Genomic DNA, 26,672 nt, shown 5'->3' with positions numbered 1-26,672 from the left:
CTCCACCCTCGCACGGGCCACTGACAATCCGACCACCGTGCCCCGCCTGCCGCGGGAACACTTCAGGACACAGGCCGCGAATCCGCCCAGGCCTGCTCGAACTCCTCGCGGTAGGTGGGGAAGAGGCCGGGCTCGACCACGTCGTCCGACTTGAGCACCCGGCTGCCGTTGCGCAGCACCAGCACCGGCGACTCCATCCCCCGCGCCCCGCGCAGGTACGACTGCACCACGGCGATGCCGTCCGAGCCGTCGCCGTCCACGAGGTACGCCGTGAAGCGCGGCGTCTCGTCGTACACCTGGATCTCGAAGGCGCCCGGGTCGCGCAGCCGGGAGCGCACCCGGCGCATGTGCAGGATGTTCATCTCGACGGAGCGGCTCAGCTCGCCCCGCTTGATGCCGAGTTCGCGCTCGCGCCGCTTCACCGCGCTGGAGGCCGGATTGAGGAAGAGCAGCCGCACCCGGCAGCCCGCCTCGGCCAGCCGCACCAGCCGTCGTCCGGAGAAGTTCTGCACGAGCAGGTTGAGGCCGATGCCGGCGGCGTCGAGGCGGCGGGCCCCGCCGAACAGGTCCTCGGCGGGGAACTGCCGCATCAGGCGCACCCGGTCGGGGTGCACGGCGACCACGTCCGCGTACCGGTCGCCGACGAGGTCCTCGACGGCGTCGACGGGCAGCCGGCGCGAGGAGGGCACGTCGCCGCCCGAGCCGAGCATGTCCAGCAGCCGGGCCGAGGCGCGTTCGGCCTGGGCGAGGACGGCCTCGGACAGGGCGCGGTTGCGGGAGACCACGTTGCGCGTGACCTCCAGCTCGTCCAGGGCGAGTTCGAGCTCCCGGCGCTCGTCGAAGTAGGGCTCGAAGCAGGGCCAGTGCTGCACCAGCAGCTCGCGCAGCTGCGGCAGCGTGAGGAAGCTGAGCACGTTGTCGTCGGCCGGGTCGAGCAAGTAGCCCTTGCGGCGGCTGACTTCGCGCACGGCGACGGCCCGGTGCACCCACTCCTGTCCGGCCGGTCCGGCCGCGGCGACCACCCACTCGTCGCCGTGCACGGGCTCGTACACGGGCCGCAGCACGGCGGCCACGACGGCGCGCAGCCGCTGCTCGACGAGGTTCAGCCAGATGTAGGCCCGGCCGGCCCGCTGGGCGCGGGTGCGCACCTCGCGCCAGGCGTCGGCGTCCCAGTCCAGTTCCGGACCGATCGCCCCTGCGTCCATCGGCCGTGCCAGCGACACCGCGCCGGGCGGGACGTCTGTGGAGTTCCCCTCGCGACCCTCGCCACCAGGGGGCAGCTCCAGCCCTCCCGAGCCCACCCGTGCACCGCCTTCCGCTCCCCCGAGCTCCCGTTCCCAACGATCAAGGAAGGGTACTCCGGGAGCGGTCGGCGATGCAGCCCGATGGCCAGGCTCACTCCCCCAACTTCCCGTGTTCCTGTGGCCGTTCCCACTCTCGTGTGCCGCGGGAGTGAGCGGATTCATAACGGGGGCACAGCGCGAGGGGGTGCCGAGGGGTACGTCAGGGCGGGAAGAGACGGGTGTGTCCGGCACTTTCGGGGAGACTCGTGGGCAAGGCACCCCCGCCGGAGCGGTACACCTGAAAGAGTCGTGGTCATGCAGGTCTGGCCTGGAGAGGCATATCCGCTCGGCGCCACCTACGACGGCGCCGGCACCAATTTCGCGGTCTTCACGGAGGCCGCGGACCGAGTGGAGCTGTGTCTGCTGCACGACGACGGCTCCGAGACCGCGGTGGAACTGCGGGAGAGCGACGCCTTCGTGCGGCACGCGTACGTGCCCGGCATCATGCCCGGGCAGCGGTACGGCTTCCGCGTGCACGGCCCCTACGATCCCGCGCGCGGGCTGCGCTGCAACTCGGCGAAGCTGCTGCTGGACCCGTACGCGAAGGCGGTCAGCGGCACGGTGGACTGGACCGAGGCGGTCTACGGCTACCACTTCGGCGAGCCCGAGCGGCGCAACGACCTCGACTCGGCGCCGCACACGATGACGTCGGTGGTGATCAACCCGTACTTCGACTGGGGCGACGACCGCCCACCGCGCACCGAGTACCACCACACGGTGATCTACGAGGCCCATGTGAAGGGCCTGACCATGCGCCACCCGGGGCTCCCGGAGGAGCTGCGCGGCACCTACGCGGGGCTCGCGCACCCGGCCGTGATCGAGCACCTGACCGGACTGGGCGTCACCGCGCTGGAGCTGATGCCGGTACACCAGTTCGTCAACGACCACCGGCTGGCCGACCTCGGCCTGAGCAACTACTGGGGCTACAACACCATCGGCTTCTTCGCCCCGCACAACGCGTACGCCTCCTGGGGCGACCGCGGCCAGCAGGTCCTGGAGTTCAAGTCGGCGGTCCGGGCGCTGCACGAGGCCGGGATCGAGGTCATCCTCGACGTGGTCTACAACCACACCGCCGAGGGCAACCACCTCGGCCCCACGCTGTCCTTCCGGGGCCTGGACAACCCGTCGTACTACCGCCTCGCGGACGACCCCCGCTACTACACGGACACCACCGGCACCGGGAACTCGCTGCTCATGCGGTCCCCGCACGTGCTTCAGCTGATCATGGACTCGCTGCGGTACTGGGTCCTCGAGATGCATGTCGACGGGTTCCGCTTCGACCTCGCGGCGACCCTGGCCCGGCAGTTCCACGAGGTGGACCGGCTGTCGTCGTTCTTCGACCTGGTGCAGCAGGATCCGGTCGTCTCCCAGGTGAAGCTGATCGCCGAGCCGTGGGACGTGGGCGAGGGCGGCTACCAGGTGGGCAACTTCCCGCCGCTGTGGACCGAGTGGAACGGCAAGTACCGCGACACCGTGCGTGACCTGTGGCGGGGCGAGCCGCGCACGCTGGCGGAGTTCGCGTCCCGGCTGACCGGCTCCTCCGACCTCTACCAGGACGACGGGCGCCGCCCCCTGGCCTCCATCAACTTCGTGACCTGCCACGACGGGTTCACGCTGCACGACCTCGTCTCGTACAACGACAAACACAACGACGCCAACGGCGAGGACAACCGGGACGGCGAGAGCCACAACCGGTCCTGGAACTGCGGGGCGGAGGGCGAGACCGACGATCCGGCCGTCCTGGAGCTGCGGGCGCGCCAGATGCGCAACTTCGTCGCCACGCTGATGCTCTCCCAGGGCGTGCCGATGATCAGCCACGGGGATGAGCTGGCGCGCACCCAAGGGGGCAACAACAACGCGTACTGCCAGGACAACGAGGTGTCCTGGGTGGCGTGGCCGGAGCCCCGCGTCGAGGACCCGGGTGGGCTGCTGGAGTTCACGCGCGCGATGGTGTGGCTGCGCAAGGACCACCCGGTGCTGCGCAGGCGGCGTTTCTTCCACGGGCGCCCGGTGAAGGGCACGCACGACGACCTGTCCGACATCGCCTGGTTCACCCCCGAGGGGCGGGCGATGACCCACCGGGACTGGGACGGCGCGCAGGCGTCGGCGCTGACCGTGTTCCTCAACGGCAACGCGATCTCCGAGCCGGGTCCGCGCGGGGAGCGCGTCACCGACGACTCCTTCCTGCTGATGTTCAACGCCTCGCCGAAGGCGCTGGACTTCGTCGTGCCGGTCGACCTCGGGCGGGAGTGGCAGGTGGTCGTGGACACCGCCCGCACGGAGGGGGTGCCGGTGCCGCCCGACACGGGCGCGAAGGTGCGGGCCGGGGAGAGCCTCGCCCTGCCGGAGCGGAGCATGGCGGTGCTCCAGCGGCCGGCGTAGAGGCTCACCGGGTCCGGGCCGCGTGCCGGGCTGCCGCGTGCATGGCTGCCGCGTGTCGGGCTGTCACGAAAGGTGGCGGGATGGGTACGTAGGTTCCATGACTTCTGAGCGACCCCACCCGATGGTGCCGACGGCCACGTACCGACTGCAGCTGCAGCCCGCGTTCCCGTTCGCGGCGGCCGCGGCTGCCGTGCCCTACCTGGCGTCGCTCGGCGTCTCGCACCTGCACCTGTCCCCCGTCCTGGAGGCCGTGCCCGGTTCCGCGCACGGCTACGACGTCGTGGACCACGCGCGCGTGCGCGGCGAGCTGGGCGGCGAGGAGGGGCTGCGCGCGCTGGCGCGCACCGCGCGGGAGCACGGGCTCGGCCTCGTGGCTGACATCGTGCCGAACCACATGGCCATGGCCCCGCGCCACAACGGCGCCCTGTGGGAGGTGCTGCGGGAGGGCCCGAAGTCGCCGTACGCGCGCTGGTTCGACATCGACTGGGAGGCGCAGGGCGGGCAGGTGCTGCTGCCGGTGCTCGGCGGGCCGGTCGGCGGGGAGCTGGAGCACCTCGTGGTCGACGGTGACGTGCTGCGCTACCACGATCACGCCTTCCCGCTCGGGGAGGGCACGGAGGACCTGCCGCTGCCGCGGCTGCTGGACGCCCAGTGGTACCGGCCGGTGTGGTGGCGGCTGGCCCGTACGGAGCTCAACTACCGGCGGTTCTTCAGCATCTCCGAGCTCATCGGGGTGCGCGTGGAGGACCCGGAGGTCTTCGACGCCACCCACGGCAAGCTCCTCCAGCTGCTGGAGGAGGGCGTGCTGGACGGGCTGCGCGTCGATCATCCCGACGGTCTCGCCGATCCCGGCGGCTATCTGCGGCGACTGCACGAGGCGACCGGCGGCCGCTGGACCGTCGTCGAGAAGATCCTGGCCGACGGGGAGCGCCTCCCCGCCGCGTGGCCCGTCGCGGGCACCACCGGCTACGACGCCCTCCACCACGTCGACGGCCTGTTCACCGACCCGGCCGGGGCCGGTGAACTCCTCGACGCCTACCGGCACTTCGCGGCCCCGCAGACGGACCGCGGCGGCGACTGGGAGGCGACGGTGCGCCGGGCGGCGTACAAGGTGCTCACGCACGAGCTGGCCACCGAGACGGACCGGCTCACGCGCGCGGCGAGCCGCGCCTGCGCCGCCTCACCGGACCCGGCCCACCGCGACCGCGCCCCCTGGGCGCTGCGCACGGCCCTGCGGGAGCTGCTGGTACGGATGCGCGTGTACCGGCCGTACACGGCGGCGGACGCGGCCTCGGTGGTCACGGAGCGGGGCGCCGAGGAGGCCCGGCTCGCCTTCCTCGTCCCCGAGGAGGCCGAGGCCGTCGACGTCGTACGCGACCTGCTGCTGGCCCCGGACGACGTGGAGGCGGCGGAGCACCGGCCGGAGCTCGCGGAGTTCCGCGCGCGGTTCGCGCAGACCGCCTCCGCGCTGCGCGCCAAGTCCGTGGAGGACACGGCGTTCTACCGCTACGTCCCGCTGCTCGCGGCGACCGAGGTGGGCGGCGATCCCGGCCGTCCTGCCGTGTCCCCGGAGGACTTCCACGCGTACTGCGCGCGCGTGCAGCGTGACTGGCCGCTCACCGGGACCGTGGTCTCGACCCACGACACCAAGCGCAGCGCCGACGTCCGCGCGGCGCTGGCCGTGCTGACCGAGTGCCCCCGGCGCTGGGCGGACCTGCTCGCCGAGCTGACCCGCGACGGCGGCGGCGTCCCGGACCCGCAACTGGCGTGGGCCGCCTGGCAGACGGTGTTCGGGCTGGGCCCGGCGGACGCCGGGCGCGTGCGACAGGCGCTGCTGAAGCACGTGCGCGAGGCGGGCCTGTACACGAGCTGGACGGAGCAGGAACCGCCGTACGAACAGGCGGTGGCGGACTTCGTGACGGCCGGCCCCTGCGGCCCTCCCGGCGAGCACGTGGCCGCGCTGCGCGTGGCGCTGGAGCCCCACATCCGGGCCAACGTCCTGGGCACCGCCCTGGCCCACCTGACGATGCCCGGCGTGCCGGACCTCTACCAGGGCACGGAGAACGAGTACCGCGCGCTGGTGGACCCCGACAACCGGCGCCCGGCGGCCTTCCCGCCCGCGGAGGCCGGCGAGAAGGCGAAGCTCACGGAGGCGGCCCTGCGCCTGCGGGCCCGCCGGCCGGAGGCCTTCGGCGCCTCGGCGACGTACGAGCCGCTCGCCGCGGAGGGCCCGGCGGCGTCCCACTGCCTGGCGTTCACGCGCGCGGGCGAGGTACTCACGGCGGTCACCCGGCTGTCGCTGCGCCTCGCGGAGTCCGGGGGCTGGGGCGACACCCGGCTGCCGCTGCCGCCCGGACGCTGGGTCGATCCGCTGGCCCCGGAGCGCGAGTTCACCGGCCACGCGCGCGTGGCGGACCTTTTCCGGCCGATGCCGGTGGCGCTGCTGGAGCGGGTCGGCGAGGGCTGAGGGCGGGGATGTGCGGCGAGGGGGATGTGCGGCGGGGGGGGGCAGGGAGGTGCGGCGGGGTGGAACACGCGCGGTGCTCCACCCCGCCGGTCCCTCACATGTCGAACGCGAACACCGACCGCGTGCGCACGCCCAGCTCGCAGGCGTTGGAGAACGTCTTGAGGTACTCGACCCGCTGCCCCTTCCACACCCCGCGCGCCTGGGCGGTCACCGGGTCGTAGATCATCGGGCAGAGGGTGTCGGTGCGCGGCGGGATGCGGTCGATGTCGCCGTTCGCCGCGTCGAGTTCGGCGCAGGCCTCGGCCGCGTGGGCGTGCCCGAGGGGCGGGTCGCACAGCAGCAGGGTGCCGTGGGTGTCGCCGGAGCCGAGGTCACCGCCGGTGACGGTGAGGTAGAGCCAGTCGCCCTGGGCCGCGTCCCGCGGGGCCGCCTGGGCGGTCGTCGCCGGGCCGAGGGCGAGGAGGGCGGCCGCCGCGAGCAGGGCGCCTCGTACGGCCTTCGCCGTGGTGGTGTGGGTCATTCCCTGTGCATCGGCACGGCGGTCTCCCGGCCCCAGTCCGACTCACCCGAACGGGAGCGAACACCCCCGTACCGGAGCGCCAGTTCGAACGTGCCGAGCACCACACGCGTCTGGTACTCGGCCTGGCGCGCCACCGGGATCCAGCGCGCCCGGCAGCCGTCGGGGCCGTAGTCGGCGCACCAGGTGTCGATGAGGCGGTCCAGCTCCGCGGCCGCGTCATGGCCCACGCTCAGCGCCAGGCGGTGCAGCAGCCCGGCCGTGCGCAGGGTCAGCCGGCGCCAGGCGATGCGCAGGGCGGCCAGATGGCCGTTGGTGAACGGCGGGAGAGGCCGGGCCTGGCTCGCCGCTCGGTCGGGGTCCCAGGCGTCGGCGAGGCCGGGGCAGACCAGCAGGTAGTCGTCGATCGCCGCGAGCAGGGCCGCCGTGTCCGGGGTGGGCGCGAGCCGGGGGCGGAGGCGGCCGAGGATGCCGTCGAGGAGGCGGGTGTCGCGGCGCAGGGCGTGACTGACGGTGCGCAGGACCGGCTCCCGGTCGGTGGCCGGCGCGGCGTCCTCCACGGCGGCCACGCCCCACATGGGGGCCTCGACGACCGCGGTGACGGTGCCGTGCCGGTGCGGGTGGAACCAGGTCGACTCGACGGCGGCCTCGGTGATGGCCGCGGCCAGGTCGCCCCGGTGCGGTGGCGGGATCCGGTAGACGGCGGGGCCGAGGACGGGCCAGTACAGGGCGTCGTACGCGCCGAGTTCGCGCGGGATGCCGAGCCGGGCCGCGATGCGGGCGAGGCGCGGGGCGAGGCCGGGCAGGTCGCAGGTGAGCTCGGCGAAGCCGCCGCCGACGTCGACGCCGTGCAGCGAGCACTGCAGGAGGGGGCGCAGCTCGTCCTGGACCGCGAGCAGGGCGCGCGTCTCCGGCAGGGCGGCCGCCGCCGCGCCGTCGGGCAGCCACTCGGGCTGCTCCAGGAAGCCGGGCCGGAAGAAGTTCCGGAAGTAGCGCCCCAGGGTGTACGGGCCGCCCAGCCAGCCCTCGTTGCGGCGGGAGCCGTCGGGGTCCAGGCACAGCAGCAGGTTCCAGGTGGCGTCGGCGCCCTCGGTGAGCCGGGGGTCGGCGAGGGCGCGCTCGGCCAGGTTCAGGGCGGTGGCACCGCCGACGGGCTCGTTGGCGTGCGGTCCGGCGACGACGAGGACGTTCCGGCTGCCGTGACCGATGGAGAGCAGCCACAGGGGCGCGCCCGCGCGCGAGGTGCCGATGCGGCGCAACCGGGCGTCCCCAGGACGGCGGGTGACGAGCGCGGCCGCGCGGGCGCCCAGCTCGTCCACGGAGGGGTAGCGGAGGAGCGGCAGGGCACACCTCCACACTGGGGGGCCGTCGGCTCACCTGGCGTACATGACGTAGGCACAGTCAGTCACGACTTCACGAGCGCGTCAACACCTCGGCGGATACGAGGTTTTCGGCCACCGGCGCGCCGGGCCGGGCCGCGCCCTCAGTGGGATGTGCCTCAGCGGTATGCGCCTCAGTGGGCGGAGAGCCGGAAGGCGACGTGTCCGAAGCCGACCTGGTCGCCCTCGCGGACGACGGCGACGCCCACGACCCGGCGCCCGTTCACGGTCGTGCCGTTGGTCGAGCCGAGGTCCCTGAGGACCCACGTACCGCCCTGGAGACTGAGTTCGGCGTGGGCGCGGGACACCGTCTCGTGGTTCAGCCGCAGGCCGCTGCCCGGGCCCCGGCCGATGCACAGCGGGCCGGTGCTCGCGGCGTGTGGGAGCAGCAGCTTGGGCAGCCGTTCGGCCTGCCAGGCGGCGCGCAGCCGGCCCGGGAAGCCGGAGACGGCCTCGACCGTGCCGAAGAACACCCGTGAGAAGCGGGGGCGTTCGCCGGGCAGGTCGGCGGTGAGCGCGGCGAGTTCGTCGGTCCGGCGCGCCACCAGCACCAGCTCCATGCGGCGGACGAACGTGTCGTGCGACAGCCGGCCCGCGGCGACGCCGTCACGCAGCGCCCGGAGCGCCTTGTCGCGCTCCGCGTCCGACAGACGCGGGGCGATGGTGGGGAACTCGGAGGACGTCGTCACGTTCGTGATTGTCGGTCAGCCCGCTGCGGGTGTCCAGACAATGCCGCGCACCCCGAAACGGCGCCCGCGCGCGCGTACTTCCGGCGACACCCGCGTGAAATGGCAAGATTCAAAAGCGGATCGATCTCGGGCACGGCACGATGGACGCGCGACATCACGGTGAGCGAACGAAGGGGAACCGTCCGTGCGTTTCGAGGTGTGGGCACCGCAGGCAGACGGGGTGACGCTCCATTGCGACGGCGCCAGGCGCGCGTTGGAGCGCGATCAGGAGCGGGCCGGCTGGTGGGCCGGGGAGGCGGCGGCGGCCGACGGCTCGCGTTACGGGTTCGCGCTGGACGACGGTCCGGTGCTGCCCGACCCGCGCTCGCGCCGCCAGCCGGACGGCCCCGACGGGCTGAGCGCGGTCGTGGACCACGGGCGCCACGTGTGGCGTACGGAGTGGGAGGGGCGCCCGCTGCCCGGGGCGGTGCTGTACGAGCTGCACGTGGGCACGTACACCCCGGAGGGCACCCTGGACGCGGCCGCGGAGCGGCTCGGGCATCTCGCGGAACTCGGCGTCACCCACGTGGAGTTGATGCCGTTGACGCCCTTCCCGGGGCGGCACGGCTGGGGGTACGACGGGGTGTCCCCGTGGGCCGTGCACGAGCCGTACGGAGGGCCCGAGGCGCTGAAGCGGTTCGTCGACCGGGCGCACGAGTTGGGGCTGGGCGTGGTCCTGGACGTCGTCCACAACCACCTGGGGCCCTCGGGGAACCATCTGCCCGCGTTCGGGCCGTACTTCACGCAGACGCACACCACCCCGTGGGGCGCCGCCGTCAACCTCGACGCGCCCGGCTCCGACGAGGTGCGTACGTACTTCGTTCAGAGTGCGCTGGCCTGGCTGCGGGACTACCGGCTCGACGGGCTGCGGCTGGACGCGGTGCACGCGCTGCACGACACGCGCGCGCGGCACTTCCTGGAGGAGCTGTCGAAGGCCGTGGACGACCTCTCCGCGGAGCTGGGCCGGCCGCTGTTCCTGATCGCCGAGTCCGATCTCAACGACCCCCGGCTCATCACCCCGCGCGCGCAGCACGGCCTGGGCCTGAACGCGCAGTGGAACGACGACTTCCACCACGCCGTGCACACCGCGCTGACGGGTGAGTCCCAGGGCTACTACGCCGACTTCGCGCGCGCCCCGTTCGCCGCCCTCGCCAAGACCCTGACCGGCGGCTTCTTCCACGACGGCACCTACTCGGCCTTCCGGGGCCGCGGTCACGGCCGCCCGCTGGACCGCACGAGGGTGGCCGGGCACCGGCTGCTCGGCTACAGCCAGACCCACGACCAGGTCGGCAACCGCGCCCAGGGCGACCGTCTGTCGGCGTCCCTCTCTCCCGGTCTGCTGGCCGGCGCGGCCACGCTCACCCTGACCGCACCGTTCACGCCCATGCTGTTCATGGGCGAGGAGTGGGCGGCCGCCACCCCGTGGCAGTTCTTCACCGACCACACCGACCCGGAGCTGGCGGCGGCCGTACGGCAGGGCAGGCGGCGTGAGTTCGCGGCGCACGGCTGGGCCGAGGAGGACGTACCCGATCCGCAGGACCCGGCGACCCGCGACCGCTCCTGCCTGGACTGGTCGGAGCCGCGGCGCGAGCCCCACGCGCGCGTGCTGGACTGGTACCGCCGGCTGATCGCCCTGCGCCGCGACCAGCCGGACCTGACCGATCCCGACCTCGCCGACACCAAGGTGGCCTACGACGAGGAGGGCCGCTGGCTCGCCTTCCGGCGCGGGGACGTCCTGGTGGCCGTCAACCTCGGCAAGGAGCCGGCGGCGATCCCCGTGGGCACCCGCCGGGCCGTGGTGCTGGCGGCGTGGGACGAGGTCGAGGCACCCGGGCCGGACGGGCTGCTGCACGTGCCCGGCGAGTCGTGCGCGGTGCTGGCACAGAGCTGACGCGCGCCCGGGGCCGCCGTGCCTCACGGCCCCGGGTCCGCCCCCCTCGTCGCGCAAGCTCAGGACACGCTGTCGCGCCGGCCGCCCAGGCGGGGTCGCCGCACCGTAGCTGGTTTCCGAGGAGCGGCAGGGGTGCCGAGCCGCGGCCGTCGAGGCGGTTGCCCTGGAGGCGCAGGACACGCTGTCGCGCGCCGGGCACGCAGACCGGAGCGGGGTGGCCGGGCGAGGATGGCGGCCCGGACCGCCGCCCCCCAGCCGACGGCGACGACGAGTCCGGCGATGACCGCCACGGCGCCGCCCCGCGCCGCCGTGCCTCACGGCTCCTGGTCCGCCCCCTCCTCCCGGAACTCCGTCGCCCGCTCCAGCAGGATCGGCTCCCAGGCGTGCCGCAGTTGGGTCCTGAGGAGCGGCAGGGGTGCCGTGCCTCGGCCGTCGAGGCGGTCCTGGAGGCGCAGGACGGTGTCACAGCGGGCGAGCCAGAGGCCGCGCAGGCAGGGGCGGGCGCCGTAGCCGGCGAGGGTGGCGGCGCGGACCGCCGGTCCCGAGCCGACGGCGAGGACGAGTCCCGCGATGTCCTCGGCGGGGTCGCCGACGGCCACGTCGGTCCAGCCGAGGACGCCGCGCACCCTCCCGTCGGCGCTGATCACGAGGTGCTCGCCCTTGAGGTGGTGGTGCACCAGGACCGCGGCACCGGTCTGGGCGGCGAGCTGCGCCGCTCCGGCCGCGGTGAGCTGGCGCAGCCGGGCCGGGTCGAACTCGTCGGCGGCGCCGAGGCGTTCGGCGGCGGGCACGGCCATCCGGCGCAGCGCGTCCAGCGAGCGCGGCGCGGCGCGCGGCACGCCGAGGGTCTCGGCCTGCCGTACGGGCACCTGGCGCAGCCCGGTGAGGAGGCCGGCCAGGTCGGCCTCGCCGACGGCCGAGACGGCGTGCTCGTCGGCGGTGCTCCCGGCGACCCGGGTGTCGAGCGTGTACGTCAGTCCCGGCGTCCACTCGCCGTGCGCCACGCTCGCCGGGACGGCGACCGGGAGGTGCGGGCGGACGAGGTCGCGTACGCGCAGCTCGCGGCGCCGGCGCACGGCGGCCTCCCGGTCGGGGGCGAGCCGCAGCACGTGGCGGGCACCCACCCACCACGTGAAGTGCCCGCCCTCGGCGACGGGTCGCACGTCGGGCTCCAGGGCCTCGTCCGCGCCGTCCTTCAGCAGCGAACGGACCAGTCGGCGGACGGTGTCCGCGGTGGGGGTCGGTGCCTGGGTCATGTCCGAACGGTAACGGTTCCGGGGAGTTCGCGAGGACGCCGCCCTCCCCGTCGGCGGCGGCCGGTCAGTCCACCACGACCAGGTCACGGGTGGTGTTGTTGAGGCGGCGGCCGCCGTCCTCGGTCACCGTGACGATGTCCTCGATGCGCACCCCGAAGCGGCCGGGCAGGTAGACGCCGGGCTCCACGGAGAAGCACATGCCGGGCACGAGGGGCTGCTCCTCGCCCTCGATCATGTACGGCGGCTCGTGCGTGGTGACGCCGATGCCGTGGCCGGTGCGGTGGATGAAGTACCGGCCGTACCCCGCGTCGTCGATGACCGCGCGGGCGGCGCGGTCGACGTCCTGGCAGGCGGCTCCGGGCCGGACCGCCCGGAAGCCCGCCTCCTGGGCGGCGCGCACGAGGTCGTGGACCTCGCGCTCCTCGTCGGTGGGCTCGCCGACGTGCACGGTGCGGCTGGTGTCGGAGCCGTAACCGTCCTTCAGACCGCCGAAGTCGAGGACGACCATGTCACCGCGCCGGATGACGCGGTCGCCGACCTCGTGGTGCGGGTTCGCGCTGTTGGGGCCGGAGCCCACCACGGTGAAGTCGACCTGGGAGTGCCCGAAGCGCAGCAGCAGGTCGGCCAGGTCGCGGCCGATGTCGGACTCGCGGCGGCCGGCGAAGGGAACCTTCCGGATCTCCTCGAACGCCTGATCCGCGGCCGCACCCGCGGCGGCCATCAGCTCCAGCTCGGCCGCGTCCTTCACGGCGCGCAGCATCGGCAGTGCCTCGGTGAGGGAGGCGTAGGAGGTGGCGGGCAGCGCCTGCTGGAGGCCGAGCAGGTGCATCGCCCAGGCGTTGTCGCTGATGCCGAGCCGCCCGCTGCCGCCGAGGAGTCCGGCGGTGAGGGCGTAGGGGTCCTTGCCGTCGGTCCAGTCGCGGAACGTCAGCGCGGGCGCCCCGGCCGCCTTCTCCGCGTCCGGCGCCTCCAGCGCGGGCACGACGAGCACCGGGCTCTGTCCCGGCGCGAGGACGAGCAGGGTGAGCCGTTCGGTGGCGGCGGTCGGCGCGTAGCCGGTGAGCCACACCATGTCCGGCCCCGGGGCGACGAGCAGTCCAGCCAGCCCGGCGTCGGCGGCGGCGCCGGTGGCCCGTTCCATGCGGGCCCGGTAGTCGTCGGCGGTGAAGGGGGCGGGCGTACTGCCGGTCATCGGGTCCTCCGGGTGCGGGCTGGCTCTCGCTGGCTGTTGCGGGCTCCATCATCCCGCCGGTGCCGGTCAGCCGCGCGAGCGCACGCCGAGACCGAGCCCGGGACCGTGTCCGCGTCCGTGTCCGTGTCCGAGTCGTCAGGTGACGATGCCGGGGACGACCGTCAACTGCTGGTAGCCGCCGCTGCGGTGGCGCAGCGTGAGGGTGACCTCCTCACCGGCGCGGGCGCCGTCCACGGCGCGGGCGAGGCCGGCGGCGGAGTCGATGCGGGTGCGGCCGAAATAGAGGAGTACGTCGCCGCGTACGAGACCCGCCGTGTAGCCCGGTCCGGGCATATGGACGGCGATGACCAGGGCTCCCGTCCCCTCGCCGTCCACGGCCTCGACGCCGAGGGTGGCGGTGGCGACCGGGGCCGGGGCGGCGGAGGGGGCCGGGGCGGGGCGCTGCGGAGGGGGCGGGGGCCGGCGCTGGACGGCGGCGAGCTTGCTCGCGCCGATCACCGTGGCGCCGACCGTCCCGAGGCCGACCCCGGACAGGACCAGGACCGTCCCGGCGAACAGGCCGAACACCAGGGCCCTGAGCCGTCGGCCGCGTCGCCGGGCGGCGTGCGGGTGCCGGGTGGCCGCGAGGCCGGGGGTCGCGCCGTCACGAGGTCCCCGGCCCGGCATGGGCCGGGGCCGCAACGCGGTCTGCTGCTCCATGGATCGCCTCCCGCTGGTGACTACCCATCGCCTGCGGGCGCGACGATCCACGAAAGAGTGAGACTGTCCCGGCATCGACGCGGTAAGACCCTCGCCGGGACACGGAATCAGCCGACGGGCAGGGCGAGGGCGGGAGCGCGGTCCGGGAGGAAGCCGTGGGCCCGGCGGCCCAGCCACTCGGCCTTGTAGCGGTTGACGTTGCGGTGCCAGTTGAGGATGCCGGCCATCCAGTTCTGCAGGTCGGCCACGTAGGCGTCCATGGCCCGGCGCGCCTCGGACGACAGGTCGAGGTCGTCGTACACGACCGGGAGTTCGCTCGCGACGACGTGCTCGAACTGCCGCATCCGCTGGGTCATGAGGTCGTGCACGACGCCGAGCGCGGTCGGGTAGTCGATGCCGAAGAAGTTCTGCACGACGAGGACGGAGTTGTGGATCTCGCCCTCGTACTCGATCTCCTTCTGGTACGAGAAGACGTCGTTGAGCAGGCACGCGTAGTCGATGGCGGCGTTCTCCAGCGAGCGCACGGGCCCGGCGGCGTACACCTCCGGCGGGATCGCGGGGCCGTGTCCCATGCGGCACAGGCTCAGGGTGAGGTCGGAGCCGAAGGTGGCGCGGCGCATCTCCAGGTAGTCGACGGGGTCCGGGACGCGGTTCTGCATCTGGTTGGCCAGCTCCCACAGCCAGCTCTCGGTCATCACCTCGACTGCCCGTTTCAGGGTGCGGCGCTGGTCGGGGGTCATGGCGGCGGTCGTACGGGCCCACAGGTCGACAAGTCCGCGTTCCATGCCGATGGCCGGGTCGGGCAGCGGCGGTTCCCCGGCGACGGGCATGCAGGCCGACAGGCGTGCCGTGGCCAGCTTCGCGCCCGCCATGTCGCGCCGGTGGCCGAACACGAGCGGGTAGTAGTCGTCGGCGTACGTACCCCAGGCGAGCCACTGCGAACTGAGGTCCAGGGCCTCGGCAGTGGCGTCCGGGTCCAGGCCGGCCGCGCACAGCGCAAGGTCGTAGGCTGCGAGCTTGTCCTCGTCCCAGACGCCCTCCTGGAGCAGGCCCATCCGGCACGTCCACCCGGTGAGACGCTCACGGGCGCCGTCCAGCTCCGGGGACAGCTCCAGTTGGTAGGGCATGTAGATGTCGGGCAGCAGGGACGGGCCGACCTTCTGGAACGGAACGTGCGAGTAGCGGCGCAGACGCTCCGCGGCGGCCTTGGCGAGGAGGGCGCCGACGTCCGCGGCGGAGGTGCCGGGGCGCCCGGAGAGACCGGCCAGCGGCGAGTCCGGGACGGCGCCCTGGTTCATGTAGCGGCTGGAGCGCAGGTGCCATTCGTGGCCGCCCGACTGCCAGTCCTGGAGCCCCTTGGTGTACGCCGCCACCGCCGCGACCTGGTCGGGGGTGAGGCCCTTCTCCAGGGCGAGCGCGGGCACTTCGGTGAGCGCGGTGTGCTCGAACTGGTGCAGTCGCGAGGTGAGGATGTCGTTGACCGTCTCGGCGGCCTCCTGGGTGGTGCAGCCGAAGAAGGTCTCCAGGACGAGCACGCCGTTGCTGTTCTCGCCCTCGTCCTCCACCTCCCGCTGGTATGAGAACAGGTCGTTGCGCAGGTGCACGGCGTCGGAAAAGGTCTCCATGAGCACCCTCAGCGGCCTCGACCGCGCGACGGCGGCGGGCACTTCGGCGGTCGCGTACTCCACCAGTCCCGCCGACCAGGGCGCGCCGCCGACCTTGCGGCGCATCTCGATGTACTCGACGGGGTTGGCGATCCGCCCCTCGTTGATGTTGGACAGCTCCCACATCGACTCGTTCAGCAGGTGCTCGGTGGCCACGGCGAACCGCCTGCGCCAGTCGACGGACATCTTCGGCACCGTGCGCGCCCACAGGTCGGCGAGGCCCGCCTCGACCGGGTTCTCCGGCTCGGGCACCGGGGTGGCGAGGTCGAGCGGCATGAACAGCGGCAGCCGGTCGAGGTGGGCCTTGCCGGCGGCGCGGTCCTGGGTGCGCTTGAACATGTCCAGGAAGTGGTCGTCGAAGAAGAAGACCCACACGTACCAGTCGGTGATCAGCGAGAGGGCGGTCCCGTCGCAGTCGGGATGGGTGTAGGCGCACAGCAGTCCGTAGTCGTGCGCCTCGAGATCGGCCTGGTCCCAGATCCCCGAGCCCTCCAGCATGCCCATCTCGCGCGCCCAGGCGGTCGAGTGGGCGCGCGCCTCGTCGAGGTGCGAGTTCAGCCGCGCGGGGTACGGCATGTAGAAGTGCGGGAGTTCGAAGGGCTGCGTCATGGCGGGGCCCTACCCGTGGCCCCCAACTGCCATCCTCCGCACGGCACATGATCACACCATCGCGTGAATCGCGACTGGTTCCCCCGTGGCCGCCGCGCCCCTCTTGCCGTTGCGCTGCCCACGGGCCACCGTGGTCGCATGCCCTCGTACGCGCTGCCCGGTGAGGCGGTTCCCGACGTCTTCGATCCGCGCCGGTACGCGGCCGGGGTGCCGTACGACGACTACCGGGTGCTGCGAGACCGGCGTCCGGTGGCCTGGCAGGAGGAGCCGGAGGTGCTGGGCTGGCCGGCCGGTCCCGGCTTCTGGGCGGTGACCCGGCACGCGGACGTGGTGCGGGTGCTGAAGGACGCGGCGACGTACTCCTCGCGCCTCGGCGCCACCCAGATCCGGGACCCCGATCCGGCCGACCTGCCCTTCATCCGGCGCATGATGCTCAATCAGGATCCGCCGGAGCACGGACGGTTGAGACGGCTCGTGAGCCGGGCCTTCACGCCGGGGCGGGTGGACCGGTTCGCGCGGCTCGCGCGCGGGCGTGCCCGCGCGCTGCTGTCCGCCGCGCTGGAGACGGCCCGCGACGGTGACGGCACCGTCGACGTCGTCGCCGCCGTCACCGACGAGTACGCGCTGCTCAACCTCGCCGACCTGCTGGGCGTTCCGGCGGCGGACCGGCGGCTGCTCCTGCACTGGACGCGGCGGGTGATCGGCTACCAGGACCCGGACGAGGCCGGTCCGCAGGTGCTGGACGAGCAGGGCCGGCCGGTCGATCCGCGCTCCCCCGCCATGCATCCTGCTCACCGTCGCGGGCAACGACACGGTCCGCAGCGCGGCCCCGGGCGGACTGCTCGCCCTCGCCCAGCACCCGGAGGCGTACCCGCTGCTGCACAGCGGAAAGGTGCAACTCGGCACAGCCGTGGACGAGTTGCTGCGCTGGCATCCGCCCGTGCTGAGCTTCCGCCGCACCGCCGCCCGGGACACCGAACTGTGCGGGCAGCGGATCCGCGCGGGCGAGAAGGTGGTCGTCTTCCACGCCTCGGCCAACCGCGACGAGCGGGCCTTCACCGCGCCGGACCGGCTGGACCTCGCCCGGACGCCCAATCCGCACGTCTCCTTCGGGGACGGCCCGCACGTCTGCCTGGGCGCCCACTTCGCCCGGCTCCAGCTGCGGCTGCTCCACGAGGAGGCGCTGCGCATCCTGCCCGCGCCACGCCTCGCCGCACCCGCCGAACGCCTTGTCTCGAACTTCATCAACGGCCTCAAGTCCCTCCGGCTGGAGTTGACTTGAGAAGTCAGGGCTTCACCTGGATCAGCGCGTGCGTGCCCCCGGTGCGCCAGCGCCGGCCCTCCGCGGCGACGAGTGCCGCCTCGGTGTCCCCGTCGAGGCCGGTGATCACATCGGACTTGAGCGTGCGCAGGGCGGTGACCGGGCCCGGCCAGTAGGCGGTCACCTTCCGGAAGGACGTGGTCGGCGGCCACATCCGATCGCCCACAAGACGCCGGTAGTTGAGGTCGCCCTTGACGATGGTGAGCGCGGCCGCCGCGAAGTCGGCGCGCAGGTCGTCGGGCATGTCGGCGTACGGCAGCGGGGAGCAGGAGAACGGGTGCGCCCGCACGTCGAGACGTCCGTCGCCCATCGCCGCCCACAGCCGCCGCCCGTACTCCTGGGCCGCGCCCGGCGCCGAGGTGAGCCGGCGCAGGGCGTCGACCACGTCGGCTGTCGTGGCGTCGGAGACGTAGTAGGGGTACGGCTTGACGTGCAGGACGGCCCGCTCGATCCGCCCCTCGGCGAGGAGGTGGGCGATCAGCAGCAGGTCGGGGATGAGTTCGCGGCCCGCGTTGTCGGCGACCAGGCAGAGCGTGCCGGCGCCCGAGGGCGGGAGCAGCGACCACAGGACCTCGCTGTCGTCGGCGACCAGTCCCGGGGCGGCCTCCGTCGCCTCGGCACCGGCCGCGGAGAGCCGGAAGCCCAGGTCGGCGCGGTTGCCCCAGAGCGAGCCGTGCAGCAGGGCCCGCGCCCGCTCGTCCCTCGGCCGGTCCTCCAGCCCGTCGAGGGCGGCCAGTTCCTCGTCCGTCTCCTTGGCGTCGAGCTCGGCCAGCTTGAACGGCCGGAAGGGGTCGATGCCCTGCCAGGGGTCCGGCCCGAACCAGTCGACGGCCTGGAGGAGTTGGCGGTAGAAGTAGCTCTCGGACCACAGCCACGGCACGTCGAACCAGGACCGCCCGGCGTACGCGTCCATCCCCCAAGCGCGCCACCGGTGACGGTCGGGCGCATCGGCGGGGAGCGGTTCGATCGTGCCCTCGGTGCAGTTCCTCAGCAGTGCGTCGAGCGCGCGGTGCTGCGCGGGACCGTAGGGGAAGGCGTCCCGCACCTGACGGATGATCGCGGGGTGCCGCTCGGCCAGCACGCTGTGGGGGAACGATCCGGGTTCGTTGCCGAGGATGACGGGCGACGACGGCGCGGCGGGGGTGTCGGGCATGTCCGTCACCGTACCGCGCGGGTCAGAGGGCTCTGGTCTCCCGCTCCAGCTGTGAGACGAGCGTCAGATAGCGGGCACGGCGGTGCACCGGCACCAGGCCGCGGATGGTCAGGTGCCACATCTCGGCGACCCTGCGGGGCAGCCGGGCGGCGGGTTCGAGGGAGCGGCCGGCGACACGGGTGCCGACGAAGAAGCAGACCAGCGCGTGGGCGGCGGCGTCCACGTCGATGTCGGGGTGCAGGTCGGACTCCCGGAGGGCGGCCCGGAGTTTGCGGGTGGTGAGGTCCAGCGCGTCGAGGAAGGGGTGCGTGAGCGGCGGCCGTACGGCGAGGTCCGCGGTGGCCAGCCGTAGCCCGGCGCGCAGGATCGGCCCCTCGACGGCCAGCCGGGCCGTCTCGAACGTGGTGCGCATGAGGAACTCGAGCGAGGAGCAGCCACGGCTCTCCACCTCGCTCGCCACCTGCCGGGCCGCCCGAGCCTGGAGTTCCATGATGGCGTGCGCCAGGTCCTCCTTGGCGGCGAAGTGGAAGTACAGCGCCCCCTTGGTGACTCGGGCGTGCTCGACGATGTCGCTGAGGCTCGTCGACTCATAGCCGTGCCGGTCGAACAGGTCGGCGGCGGCGGTGATGATCGTTGCTCGGGTCTGCTCGGCGCGTAACTGCCTCGCCATCGACTGGACACTCCTCGGCGGCTGGAAAAGAACGGGACGGACGGTTTGTTCGCTGCTCTGCGCGCGCGGCGGCGCACCGCGCGGCAGCGGGACGAGGGCATGCGGACGCGGTCCGTCGACAGGGGATACCGGTGTACGGGCGGCCGCGGTCGTCCTCGACCCTCCCGGCCGTCGCGGCCCTCCTGGCCTTCCGCACGCGGACAAGATCACAGCGCGTCCCTCCCTCGGCTCTCTCCGCGTTTCCGGAGGCCATGGCGGGTGACGGGCCGCCGCACCGGTGATCGCCACGATACGAGTCCGCGGGACTGTTCTCAACGGGCCCTCGATCGGCACCAGTCTGACGCACCGTCAGGGGCGGCGCTTCTCGGCGCTCGCTACGACGCCAGATCCCGGATGAACGAACCGTCCTCGATTCCCGTACTCCACGGCGGCAACCGTTCCGCCGCACCGCCCGAGGAGACGTCCCGGATGACTCGGATGACCGCACCGCTCAGGGTCACGGGAGCCACCGTGACCGCCTCCGCCCTGCTGTCCCTCGTGGCGGCCGGACCGGCTCTGGCGCACGGCACGCCGACCTCCCCGGTCAGCCGGGTCTACGCCTGCTCCCCCGAGGGCGGCAGCACCGGTTCGGCGGCGTGCCGGGCGGCGATCGCGGCGAACGGCGCTCCGTTCACGGCGTGGGACAACCTGCGGGTGGCGGGCGTGGCCGGCCGGGACCGGCAGACGATTCCGGACGGCAAGTTGTGCAGCGGGGGCCTGCCCGCGTACAAGGGCCTCGATCTCACGCGTACGGACTGGCCGGCTACGCGGCTGACACCGGGCGGGCGGCTGTCGATGACGTACGCCTCGACGATCGCGCACGCGGGCACGTTCAAGATGTATCTGACCAAGCCGGGCTACGACCCCCGCAAGCCGCTGACCTGGTCTGACCTTCCCTCGCGGCCCTTCGCGGAGGTCAGGGACCCTGCGCTGACGAACGGGGCGTACCACTTCGGGGCGACGCTGCCCCCGGACCGGACCGGACACCATGTGCTGTACACGGTCTGGCAGAACAGCAGCACGCCGGACACCTACTACTCGTGCTCCGACGTGGCGTTCCCGACGGTCGGGGCGTCGGCGTCGGGCGGCGGGGAGGGGACGAAGGCGACGCCCGCGAAGCCCGCGAGCGCTCGCCCGGTACGGACGACCGAGCCGTCCAAGGCCGCTCCGCCGTCGGCCGGGCCGAGCCCGTCGCACCGTGACGCGAGCCCGGCGGCGTCCGCCGCGCCGCGTGCCGCCGACGGCACCCCGGTGGCCTCCGCCACCGGCACGGGGTCGAGCCCCTCCGCGCCAGTGGTGGCGGGCGGCGCCGCCGCGGTGCTGGTGCTCACCGGGGGCGCCGCCGTCGTGCTGCGTCTGCGCGGGCGCTGAACCTCCCTCTGGAATAGGTCAGTTGACGAAGACCGGGGCGCCCGCGTCGGTGACCGGGGCGTACTTGGCCGTGAAGAAGCCGTCCGCGAAGCAGAGCGAGGGGCCGGAGCTCTTGGTGAAGTGCTGGGCGGCGAAGGCGATGCTGTTGTCGGCGTTGGAGGCGGTTCCGGACAGGCTCGCTCCCTGGTAGACGCAGGTGACGGAGCCGAGCAGGGTGCGCAGCTTGACCGTGGTCTGGATGACGGAGCCGGCCGGCGGCAGGACGGTGAGCTTGCCGTCGGAGGCGACCGTCGCGGCGTAGGGCAGGTTGTCGACGGTGACGCTGTCGACGCCGGTCACGCCGGAGACGTTGCTGGTGCAGTTGCCGAAGGTGTGCGCGGTGACCGACTCGGTGGCCGTGCCGGGCGCGGTCGGGTTGCCGGTGACGGTGGCGGTGAACGTCGACGTGGCGCAGCGGACGCCGCTGGTGCCGGTCGCGCTGGAGTAGAACGTGGCGTTGGTGCCGCTGGCCAGCGTCGCGGTGAGGACGTCGCCGGCCGCCACGGCGGTGCCGCCGACGCCGCCGGTGGTGAGCACGGGCGCGCCGGCGGCGGCCGCGGAGGGCAGGGCCGCCATGAGCGCGAGGGCGGCGGTGGTTCCGGCAAGGGCGAGGAGAGAGCGCGTACGCATGCGGGTGCCTCCGTGAGTGGGGTGGGATGGGACCGCAGTGCAGTGCTCCGCCGGCCGGTGAGCGGCCGGAGGTGGGGGAACGGGCCGAGCGGGCCCGGAGAGAGTGATCGTGATCGTGGCCGTGAGCGCGGCTACGCCGCGTGCCGGATCCGGCGCCACGGATCCACGGGAGACCAAGGAAGTTGTAGACCTGGGCCTCGTTCAACGTCAAGGCGCCGCAAGGCAGTTGGCGCACATTCAACGGTGATCCACATACTCGTCATCCTGTTTTCACAACTCTCTTGACCCATGAAAGTAACCCCCGGTAACTTCCTGGACGATCCCTCCCGTCCGCGCCAGGACGACGCGCCACGACACCCCGATCCGCACCGGCGGGCCCAACCCACGTGAGGCCCGCCGGAATTGACCTCGTTCAGGGAGCAGACATGGCATCCGAGGAGACGGAAAGAACCGGCGCCGCCGTGGACGGCGGCAGACGCGGGCGGGTCCGGCTGCGCCGCGCCGCGGTGATGGCGGTCCCGGCCGCGGCGGTCGTCGCGGGCCTCGCGCTCCTCACCGCCCAGGGGGCGCTGGGGGTGCAGTTCTTCATCTCCGGCATGCCGTTCACGGTCACCGCGACCGAGCTCGACGGCACCGGGTTCGAGCAGTTCGGGGACCTCGACAACATGATCGAGGACAGCCCGAACTCGGGCGACACCGGCGGCCAGGTGCTCGTCATCACCTCCGCGATCAAGGAAGCGAAGCTCACCAAGCTGTGCCAGAGCGTCGACCTCGGGGGCACCAACCTGCTCATCACCGCCGGCGGCGGCAGCCGGAAGGTGGAGGCGGCCGACCTCACCACCGACTCGACCGAGCTGTCGGGCGACGCGGCCTTCCGCAACATCGAGATCGGTAACGACGCCAGCACCCTCACCAAGGCCGGGGTGAAGGGCAAACCGGGCGTGTTCAGCCAGCAGGCGGACCATGTGCACATCGACCACCTGCGGCAGACCAACTACGCGACCACCGCCGCCGTGTTCAAACTGCCCGGCCTGAAGCTGCGCTTCAGCGGCACGGGCTGCTGATATGCCGCGGCGTGACCTGCGTCCCGCCTTCCGGCACTGGCGGGCCGGCCGTCCGTTCTGGGGCGGGCTGCTGCTGACCCTGGGCGGCGCGGAGGTCCTGCTCACCGTGAAGGCGCCGATGAAGGTCGTCGTGCACGTCGGCATGCAGGGCGTGGCCGGTTACCTGCTGCCGACCCTGATGGTGCTGTGCGGCCTGCTGATCCTCTTCAGCCCTGGTCAGCGCCTCTTCTACTCGCTCACGGGCGTCCTGTGCTCCCTGGGCACCTGGGTCACCTCGAACCTCGGCGGCTTCGTCGTCGGCCTGCTGCTCGGCGTCGTCGGCAGCTGCCTCACCTTCGGCTGGCTCCCGGACCAGGAACCCCGCACGAGCCGCCGCGACCGCAAGCGCACGGCCGGGGAACCCGCCTGACGAAGAAGAGCGACGCGGCACCCCCGGCAGTCCGGGAGCACCGCGTCGTTCCTCGCGCGGGCGGCTGGGTCAGCTCAGAGCGCGGGCGGCCGGGTCAGCTCAGACCGGCCGACTTCAGCCAGGCCTTCGCGACCGCCAGCGGGTCCTTCTTCTCCGCCTGCACCTGGGTGTTGAGCTTCAGCAGGGTCGCGGTGTCGAGCTTCGCCGAAAGGGCGTTCAGCGCCTCGACGCCCTTCGGGGAGACGCCGCCCTTGCGGACGAGCGGCTGAACGTTCTCCAGGCCGAACAGGTTCTTCGGGTCCTGGAGGGGGATGAACTTCTCCTTGGCGATGATCGGGTCCGTGGAGAAGATGTCCGCGGCCTGCACGGTGTTCTTCGTGAGCGCCGCCTGGGTGAGCGGGCCGCCCGCGTCGAGCGCCTTGAAGGACTTGAACTCCAGGCCGTACACCGACTTCAGGCCGACCAGGCCCTGGTGGCGGCTCTGGAACTCCGGCGAGGCGCCGACAGCCAGGTCCTTCGCGACACTCTTGAGGTCGCCGATCGACGACTCGGCGGTGAGATGGTACTTCTTCGCGGTGACCGCGTTGACGGTGATGGTGTCCTTGTCCTGCGCGGGCGAGGGCTCCAGCAGCGTCAGCTTGGAGTCGAGCTTGGCCTTGATGGCCGAGGTGGTCGCCTCCGTGGTCTTCGGGGTGGCCTTCGGGTCGAGGTAGGCCAGCAGCGCCCCGTTGTACTCGGGCAGCACCGCGATGGTGCCGTTCTTGAGCAGACCGTAGGTCGTCTCGCGGCTGCCGATGTTCGGCTTGTACTCGACCTTGACCCCCTTGGCCTTGAGGGCCTCGCCGTAGAGGTCGGCGAGCAGGATGCTCTCGGCGAAGTTGTTGGAGCCGACGACGACCGCGCCGTCCTTGGGCTTGTCGCCCGTGAGCGGGTCGTCGGCCTTGCCGGAGCCCGAGGAACAGCCCGCCAGCAGGGCCGTTGCCGCGGCGAGCGCGACGGCCGCCGCGCCTCGGTGTGTCCGGATCGTCCTGCTGGTGCGGTTGTTGGAAGTCACGTACTGATCCAATCCAGCCGGTTCTCTCTGCGTCAAGAGGCGCCGGCCATGCGATTGCCTTGTATACGGGGGAAGTTCAGAGGGAGGTGCGGGAGGTTCCGCCGTGCGCTCTCACGCCGAGCGGCGCACGCCCGGCGACACCGCGATCCGGTTCACCGCCCAGAACAGCGTGAGCGTGACCAGGGCCAGGACGGCGACCAGGGTGGCGCCGCCGACGACCTTCTCGTAGTTGCGCTGGTAGAGCCCGTCGACGATGTAGCGGCCGAGGCCGCCGAGGCTGACGTACGCGGCGATGGTGGCGGTGGAGACGATCTGGATGGCCGCCGAGCGCAGTCCGCTGAGGATCAGCGGGAGCGCGACGGGCAGTTCGACCTGGAACAGGATCCGCGACTCGGCCATGCCCATGCCCCGCGCGGCGTCCACCGGGGACGGGTCGACGGAGCGCATCGCCTCGTAGGTGGTGACGAGGATCGGCGGGACGGCGAGGACGACCAGCGGGATCATCACGGGCAGCAGCCCGAGCCCGATGATCACGAACATCAGCACCAGCAGACCGAAGCTGGGCAGCGCGCGGGCAGCGGTGGCGATGAACGCCAGCGCGTTGCCGCCGCGCCCGGTGTGCCCGGTGATCAGGCCGACGGGCAGCCCGACGGCGGCGGCGACGGCGAGCGCGGCCAGCGTGTACTGGACGTGCTCCAGCAGCCGGTGCGGAATGCCGTCGTAGCCGTGCCAGTGGGCGGCGTCGCTGAAGAAGGCGTTGACGAAGCTGAGTACGTTCACCGGACAGCGTCCTCCAGGGCGGCCGCGGGGGCGGCCTTCGGTGTCCTGCGCGTGCTGCGGGGCATCCACGGGGTGAGCAGGACGCGGACGAGGACCAGCACGGCGTCGACGACGATGGCGAGGGCGGCCGTGGTGACAACGGAGTTCACCGCGAGCACGGGCCGGTGGTAGAACATCGCGTCCGCGAGCAGATTGCCGAGCGCGCCCTGGTTGCCGATGAGCGCGCCGACGCTGGCCAGCGAGATGCTGGACACGCAGGCCACGCGCAGTCCGGCGAGGATGGCGGGCACGGCGATCGGCAGTTGCACCTGGACGTAGCGGCGTACGGGACCGAAGCCCATGGCGGTGGCGGCCGCGAGGGTCTCCTGCGGCACCGAGCGCACCCCGTCGACGATCGCCGGGACGAGCACCACGAGACTGTAGACGGCCAGCGGGATCATCACGGTGATCTCGCTCTGGCCGGTGTAGTCGATGAGGACGACGAAGAGGGCCAGCGACGGGATGGCGTACAGCACGGTCGTCACGCCGAGCACCGGCGGGTACAACCACCGGAATCGCACGCAGAGTTGGGCGATGGGCAGGGCGGCGAGCAGCCCCACCAGCACCGGCAGCAGCGACTCGCGCAGGTGCAGCCCGATCAGGCCCGGATAGCTGTTCTGCAGGTCGCTGGGTATGTCGAAGAAGCCGTTCATCCGCCGACCTCCGCCGTCGACTCGGCGATGGGGGCGGCCTCGTCCGTCGTACGGCCCTTCGCGTGCGCGGTGCGGATCGCCTCGCCGATGACCTGCTGGGCGACGACGCCCACGACGCGCCCGGTGTCGTCCACGCCGACGGCCCAGCCGGTCGGCGACAGCACGGCGCCGTCGAGCGCGGCTCGCAGCGAGTCGGTGCCGGGCACGAACGGCCGCCCGTGCGAGAGCAGTTGGCCCGGGTCGATCTCGCCCGCGGTGAGGGCGGCCGGCTCGCTCCAGCCGAGGGGCTTGCCATCGGCGTCGGTGACGAGGAGGTAGGGGGCGTCGGACGCGCGGGCCGCCTCGATCGCCGCACCGTCGGCGTCCACGGAAACGACGGGGGCGGCCAGCAGCTCCAGTCCGGCCGACGGGAAGAAGGAGAGCCGGCGGATGCCGCGGTCGGCGCCGAGGAAGTCCTCGACGAAGGCGTCCGCGGGCTCGCTCAGCAGCTCGGCGGGCGGCGCGAACTGCGCCAGCTTGCCGCCGGTGCGCATCACGGCGACCATCGTGCCGAGCTTGATGGCCTCGTCGATGTCATGGGTGACGAAGACGATCGTCTTGCCCAGCTCCTCCTGGATACGCAGGAGTTCGTCCTGGAGGCCCTTGCGCACGATGGGGTCGACGGCCGAGAACGGCTCGTCCATCAGCAGCACCGGCGGGTCGGCGGCGAGCGCCCGGGCGACACCGACGCGCTGCTGCTGGCCGCCCGACAACTGGTACGGGTAGCGCCGGGCGAGCGAGGAGTCGAGCCCGACCCTCTCCATCAGCTCCACCGCGCGCTCGCGGGCCCGCTCCTTCTTCCAGCCGAGCAGCCGGGGCACGGTGGCGATGTTGTCCACGATGGTGCGGTGCGGGAAGAGTCCGGCGTTCTGGATGACGTAGCCCATGGACCGGCGCAGCGCGTTGACCGACTGGGCGTGGATGTCGACGCCGTCGATGAGGATCGTGCCCTCGCTGGGCTCGACCATCCGGTTGATCATCCGCAGGGTGGTCGTCTTGCCGCAGCCGGACGGACCGACGAGGACGGTGATGGAGCGGTCCGGTATCTCCAGCGACAGCCGGTCGACCGCCACCGTGCCGTCCGGATACCGCTTGGTGACTGAATCTATCCGTATCAAAACGCCGAATGCCCTTCGGATGTGGCAGAAGACTTCTGGTTCTGCCTGTTTTCGGCCACGGTCGTCGGTGCGGAGGCCTTTGCGGCCAGAGTCTATGCCGCGGGGGTTCGGCGATCCGGTTCGTGAAGAACCGGCACCCGGGAGTGGCCACATCGTGCCCGATCCG

Annotated in this window: 21 protein-coding genes and 1 pseudogene; 7 read left to right on the top strand and 15 right to left on the bottom strand. The window is 72.8% G+C overall.

Features of this window, described 5'->3' with window-relative positions; genetic code table 11:
• Positions 1-62 precede the first annotated feature (62 nt).
• Entirely contained in the window at positions 63-1,301 is a 1,239-nt protein-coding gene (locus QFZ74_RS24775; RefSeq protein ID WP_307623029.1) for an SAV2148 family HEPN domain-containing protein, read from the bottom strand.
• Positions 1,302-1,598: 297 nt separating this feature from the next.
• Here QFZ74_RS24775 and glgX point away from each other — a divergent pair, with 297 nt between their 5' ends.
• Both glgX and treY read left to right on the top strand, forming a co-directional pair.
• Entirely contained in the window at positions 1,599-3,725 is a 2,127-nt protein-coding gene (gene glgX, locus QFZ74_RS24770; protein ID WP_307623027.1) for a glycogen debranching protein GlgX, read from the top strand.
• Between the two features lie 97 nt (positions 3,726-3,822).
• On the top strand, positions 3,823-6,192 hold the full coding sequence (gene treY / locus QFZ74_RS24765) for a malto-oligosyltrehalose synthase (RefSeq protein WP_307623026.1): 2,370 nt from the start codon (positions 3,823-3,825) through the stop codon (positions 6,190-6,192).
• A gap of 94 nt (positions 6,193-6,286) precedes the next feature.
• Here the strand turns inward: treY and QFZ74_RS24760 are convergent, their stop codons facing one another.
• The 3 genes from QFZ74_RS24760 to QFZ74_RS24750 form a co-directional block, all read right to left on the bottom strand.
• Complete coding sequence (locus QFZ74_RS24760) at positions 6,287-6,712, bottom strand: SSI family serine proteinase inhibitor (RefSeq protein ID WP_307623025.1); 426 nt, start codon at positions 6,710-6,712, stop codon at positions 6,287-6,289.
• Positions 6,709-8,028 (bottom strand): M14 family zinc carboxypeptidase, encoded by a 1,320-nt coding sequence (locus tag QFZ74_RS24755; RefSeq protein WP_307623024.1) that lies wholly within the window; start codon positions 8,026-8,028, stop codon positions 6,709-6,711. The genes QFZ74_RS24760 and QFZ74_RS24755 overlap by 4 nt, the downstream gene beginning before the upstream one ends.
• 194 nt (positions 8,029-8,222) lie before the next feature.
• Positions 8,223-8,777, bottom strand: a complete 555-nt coding sequence (locus QFZ74_RS24750; protein WP_307623023.1) for a DUF1707 and FHA domain-containing protein — start codon at positions 8,775-8,777, stop codon at positions 8,223-8,225.
• Positions 8,778-8,961: 184 nt separating this feature from the next.
• On the opposite strand from QFZ74_RS24750, the gene treZ reads away from it, so the two are divergent.
• On the top strand, positions 8,962-10,707 hold the full coding sequence (treZ, locus tag QFZ74_RS24745; protein ID WP_307623022.1) for a malto-oligosyltrehalose trehalohydrolase: 1,746 nt from the start codon (positions 8,962-8,964) through the stop codon (positions 10,705-10,707).
• Positions 10,708-11,021: 314 nt separating this feature from the next.
• Here the strand turns inward: treZ and QFZ74_RS24740 are convergent, their stop codons facing one another.
• The 4 genes from QFZ74_RS24740 to cyc2 form a co-directional block, all read right to left on the bottom strand.
• Positions 11,022-11,963 carry a phosphotransferase gene (locus QFZ74_RS24740; protein WP_307623021.1) on the bottom strand — a complete coding sequence of 314 codons (942 nt, stop codon included), beginning with the start codon at positions 11,961-11,963 and terminating at the stop codon, positions 11,022-11,024.
• 64 nt (positions 11,964-12,027) lie between these two features.
• Positions 12,028-13,155: an aminopeptidase P family protein gene (locus tag QFZ74_RS24735; protein ID WP_307623020.1), complete on the bottom strand. Its 1,128-nt coding sequence runs from the start codon at positions 13,153-13,155 to the stop codon at positions 12,028-12,030.
• Positions 13,156-13,290: 135 nt separating this feature from the next.
• A complete protein-coding gene (locus QFZ74_RS24730; RefSeq protein WP_307623019.1) occupies positions 13,291-13,854 on the bottom strand; it encodes a PDZ domain-containing protein in 564 nt (187 codons plus the stop codon).
• A 107-nt stretch (positions 13,855-13,961) separates the two neighbouring features.
• Positions 13,962-16,127 carry a germacradienol/geosmin synthase Cyc2 gene (gene cyc2 / locus QFZ74_RS24725; protein ID WP_307623018.1) on the bottom strand — a complete coding sequence of 722 codons (2,166 nt, stop codon included), beginning with the start codon at positions 16,125-16,127 and terminating at the stop codon, positions 13,962-13,964.
• Positions 16,128-16,265: 138 nt separating this feature from the next.
• Here cyc2 and QFZ74_RS24720 point away from each other — a divergent pair.
• A pseudogene (locus tag QFZ74_RS24720) lies at positions 16,266-17,409 on the top strand (cytochrome P450).
• Positions 17,410-17,413: 4 nt separating this feature from the next.
• Here the strand turns inward: QFZ74_RS24720 and QFZ74_RS24715 are convergent.
• Both QFZ74_RS24715 and QFZ74_RS24710 read right to left on the bottom strand, forming a co-directional pair.
• Positions 17,414-18,601 (bottom strand): damage-control phosphatase ARMT1 family protein, encoded by a 1,188-nt coding sequence (locus QFZ74_RS24715; RefSeq protein ID WP_307623017.1) that lies wholly within the window; start codon positions 18,599-18,601, stop codon positions 17,414-17,416.
• Between the two features lie 22 nt (positions 18,602-18,623).
• Positions 18,624-19,271: a ScbR family autoregulator-binding transcription factor gene (locus QFZ74_RS24710; protein WP_307623016.1), complete on the bottom strand. Its 648-nt coding sequence runs from the start codon at positions 19,269-19,271 to the stop codon at positions 18,624-18,626.
• A gap of 468 nt (positions 19,272-19,739) precedes the next feature.
• Between QFZ74_RS24710 and QFZ74_RS24705 the strand changes: the two genes are divergently transcribed.
• Entirely contained in the window at positions 19,740-20,681 is a 942-nt protein-coding gene (locus tag QFZ74_RS24705) for a lytic polysaccharide monooxygenase (protein ID WP_307623015.1), read from the top strand.
• An 18-nt stretch (positions 20,682-20,699) separates the two neighbouring features.
• Here the strand turns inward: QFZ74_RS24705 and QFZ74_RS24700 are convergent, their stop codons facing one another.
• On the bottom strand, positions 20,700-21,350 hold the full coding sequence (locus QFZ74_RS24700; protein ID WP_307623014.1) for a Tat pathway signal sequence domain protein: 651 nt from the start codon (positions 21,348-21,350) through the stop codon (positions 20,700-20,702).
• Between the two features lie 425 nt (positions 21,351-21,775).
• On the opposite strand from QFZ74_RS24700, the gene QFZ74_RS24695 reads away from it, so the two are divergent.
• Both QFZ74_RS24695 and QFZ74_RS24690 read left to right on the top strand, forming a co-directional pair.
• Positions 21,776-22,414, top strand: a complete 639-nt coding sequence (locus QFZ74_RS24695) for a DUF6230 family protein (protein WP_307623013.1) — start codon at positions 21,776-21,778, stop codon at positions 22,412-22,414.
• 1 nt (position 22,415) lies between these two features.
• The gene (locus QFZ74_RS24690; protein WP_307623011.1) at positions 22,416-22,823 is read left to right on the top strand and encodes a DUF6114 domain-containing protein; all 408 of its coding nucleotides are present in this window, start codon (positions 22,416-22,418) and stop codon (positions 22,821-22,823) included.
• A 94-nt stretch (positions 22,824-22,917) separates the two neighbouring features.
• Here QFZ74_RS24690 and QFZ74_RS24685 read toward each other — a convergent pair whose 3' ends face one another.
• The 4 genes from QFZ74_RS24685 to QFZ74_RS24670 all read right to left on the bottom strand — a co-directional run bounded on the left by QFZ74_RS24685 (position 22,918) and on the right by QFZ74_RS24670 (position 26,506).
• Complete coding sequence (locus QFZ74_RS24685) at positions 22,918-23,877, bottom strand: ABC transporter substrate-binding protein (protein ID WP_307623010.1); 960 nt, start codon at positions 23,875-23,877, stop codon at positions 22,918-22,920.
• Between the two features lie 111 nt (positions 23,878-23,988).
• Positions 23,989-24,657, bottom strand: a complete 669-nt coding sequence (locus QFZ74_RS24680; RefSeq protein ID WP_307623009.1) for an ABC transporter permease — start codon at positions 24,655-24,657, stop codon at positions 23,989-23,991.
• Positions 24,654-25,349, bottom strand: a complete 696-nt coding sequence (locus tag QFZ74_RS24675; protein WP_307623008.1) for an ABC transporter permease — start codon at positions 25,347-25,349, stop codon at positions 24,654-24,656. The genes QFZ74_RS24680 and QFZ74_RS24675 overlap by 4 nt, the downstream gene beginning before the upstream one ends.
• Complete coding sequence (locus tag QFZ74_RS24670) at positions 25,346-26,506, bottom strand: ABC transporter ATP-binding protein (RefSeq protein WP_307623007.1); 1,161 nt, start codon at positions 26,504-26,506, stop codon at positions 25,346-25,348. The genes QFZ74_RS24675 and QFZ74_RS24670 overlap by 4 nt, the downstream gene beginning before the upstream one ends.
• Between the last annotated feature and the right edge of the window lie 166 nt (positions 26,507-26,672).

The sequence above is a fragment of the Streptomyces sp. V3I7 genome (assembly GCF_030817495.1).
GTDB lineage: Bacteria > Actinomycetota > Actinomycetes > Streptomycetales > Streptomycetaceae > Streptomyces.
Note: the sequence above shows the minus strand (reverse complement) of the source record. Positions and strands in the feature narration are given on the sequence as shown.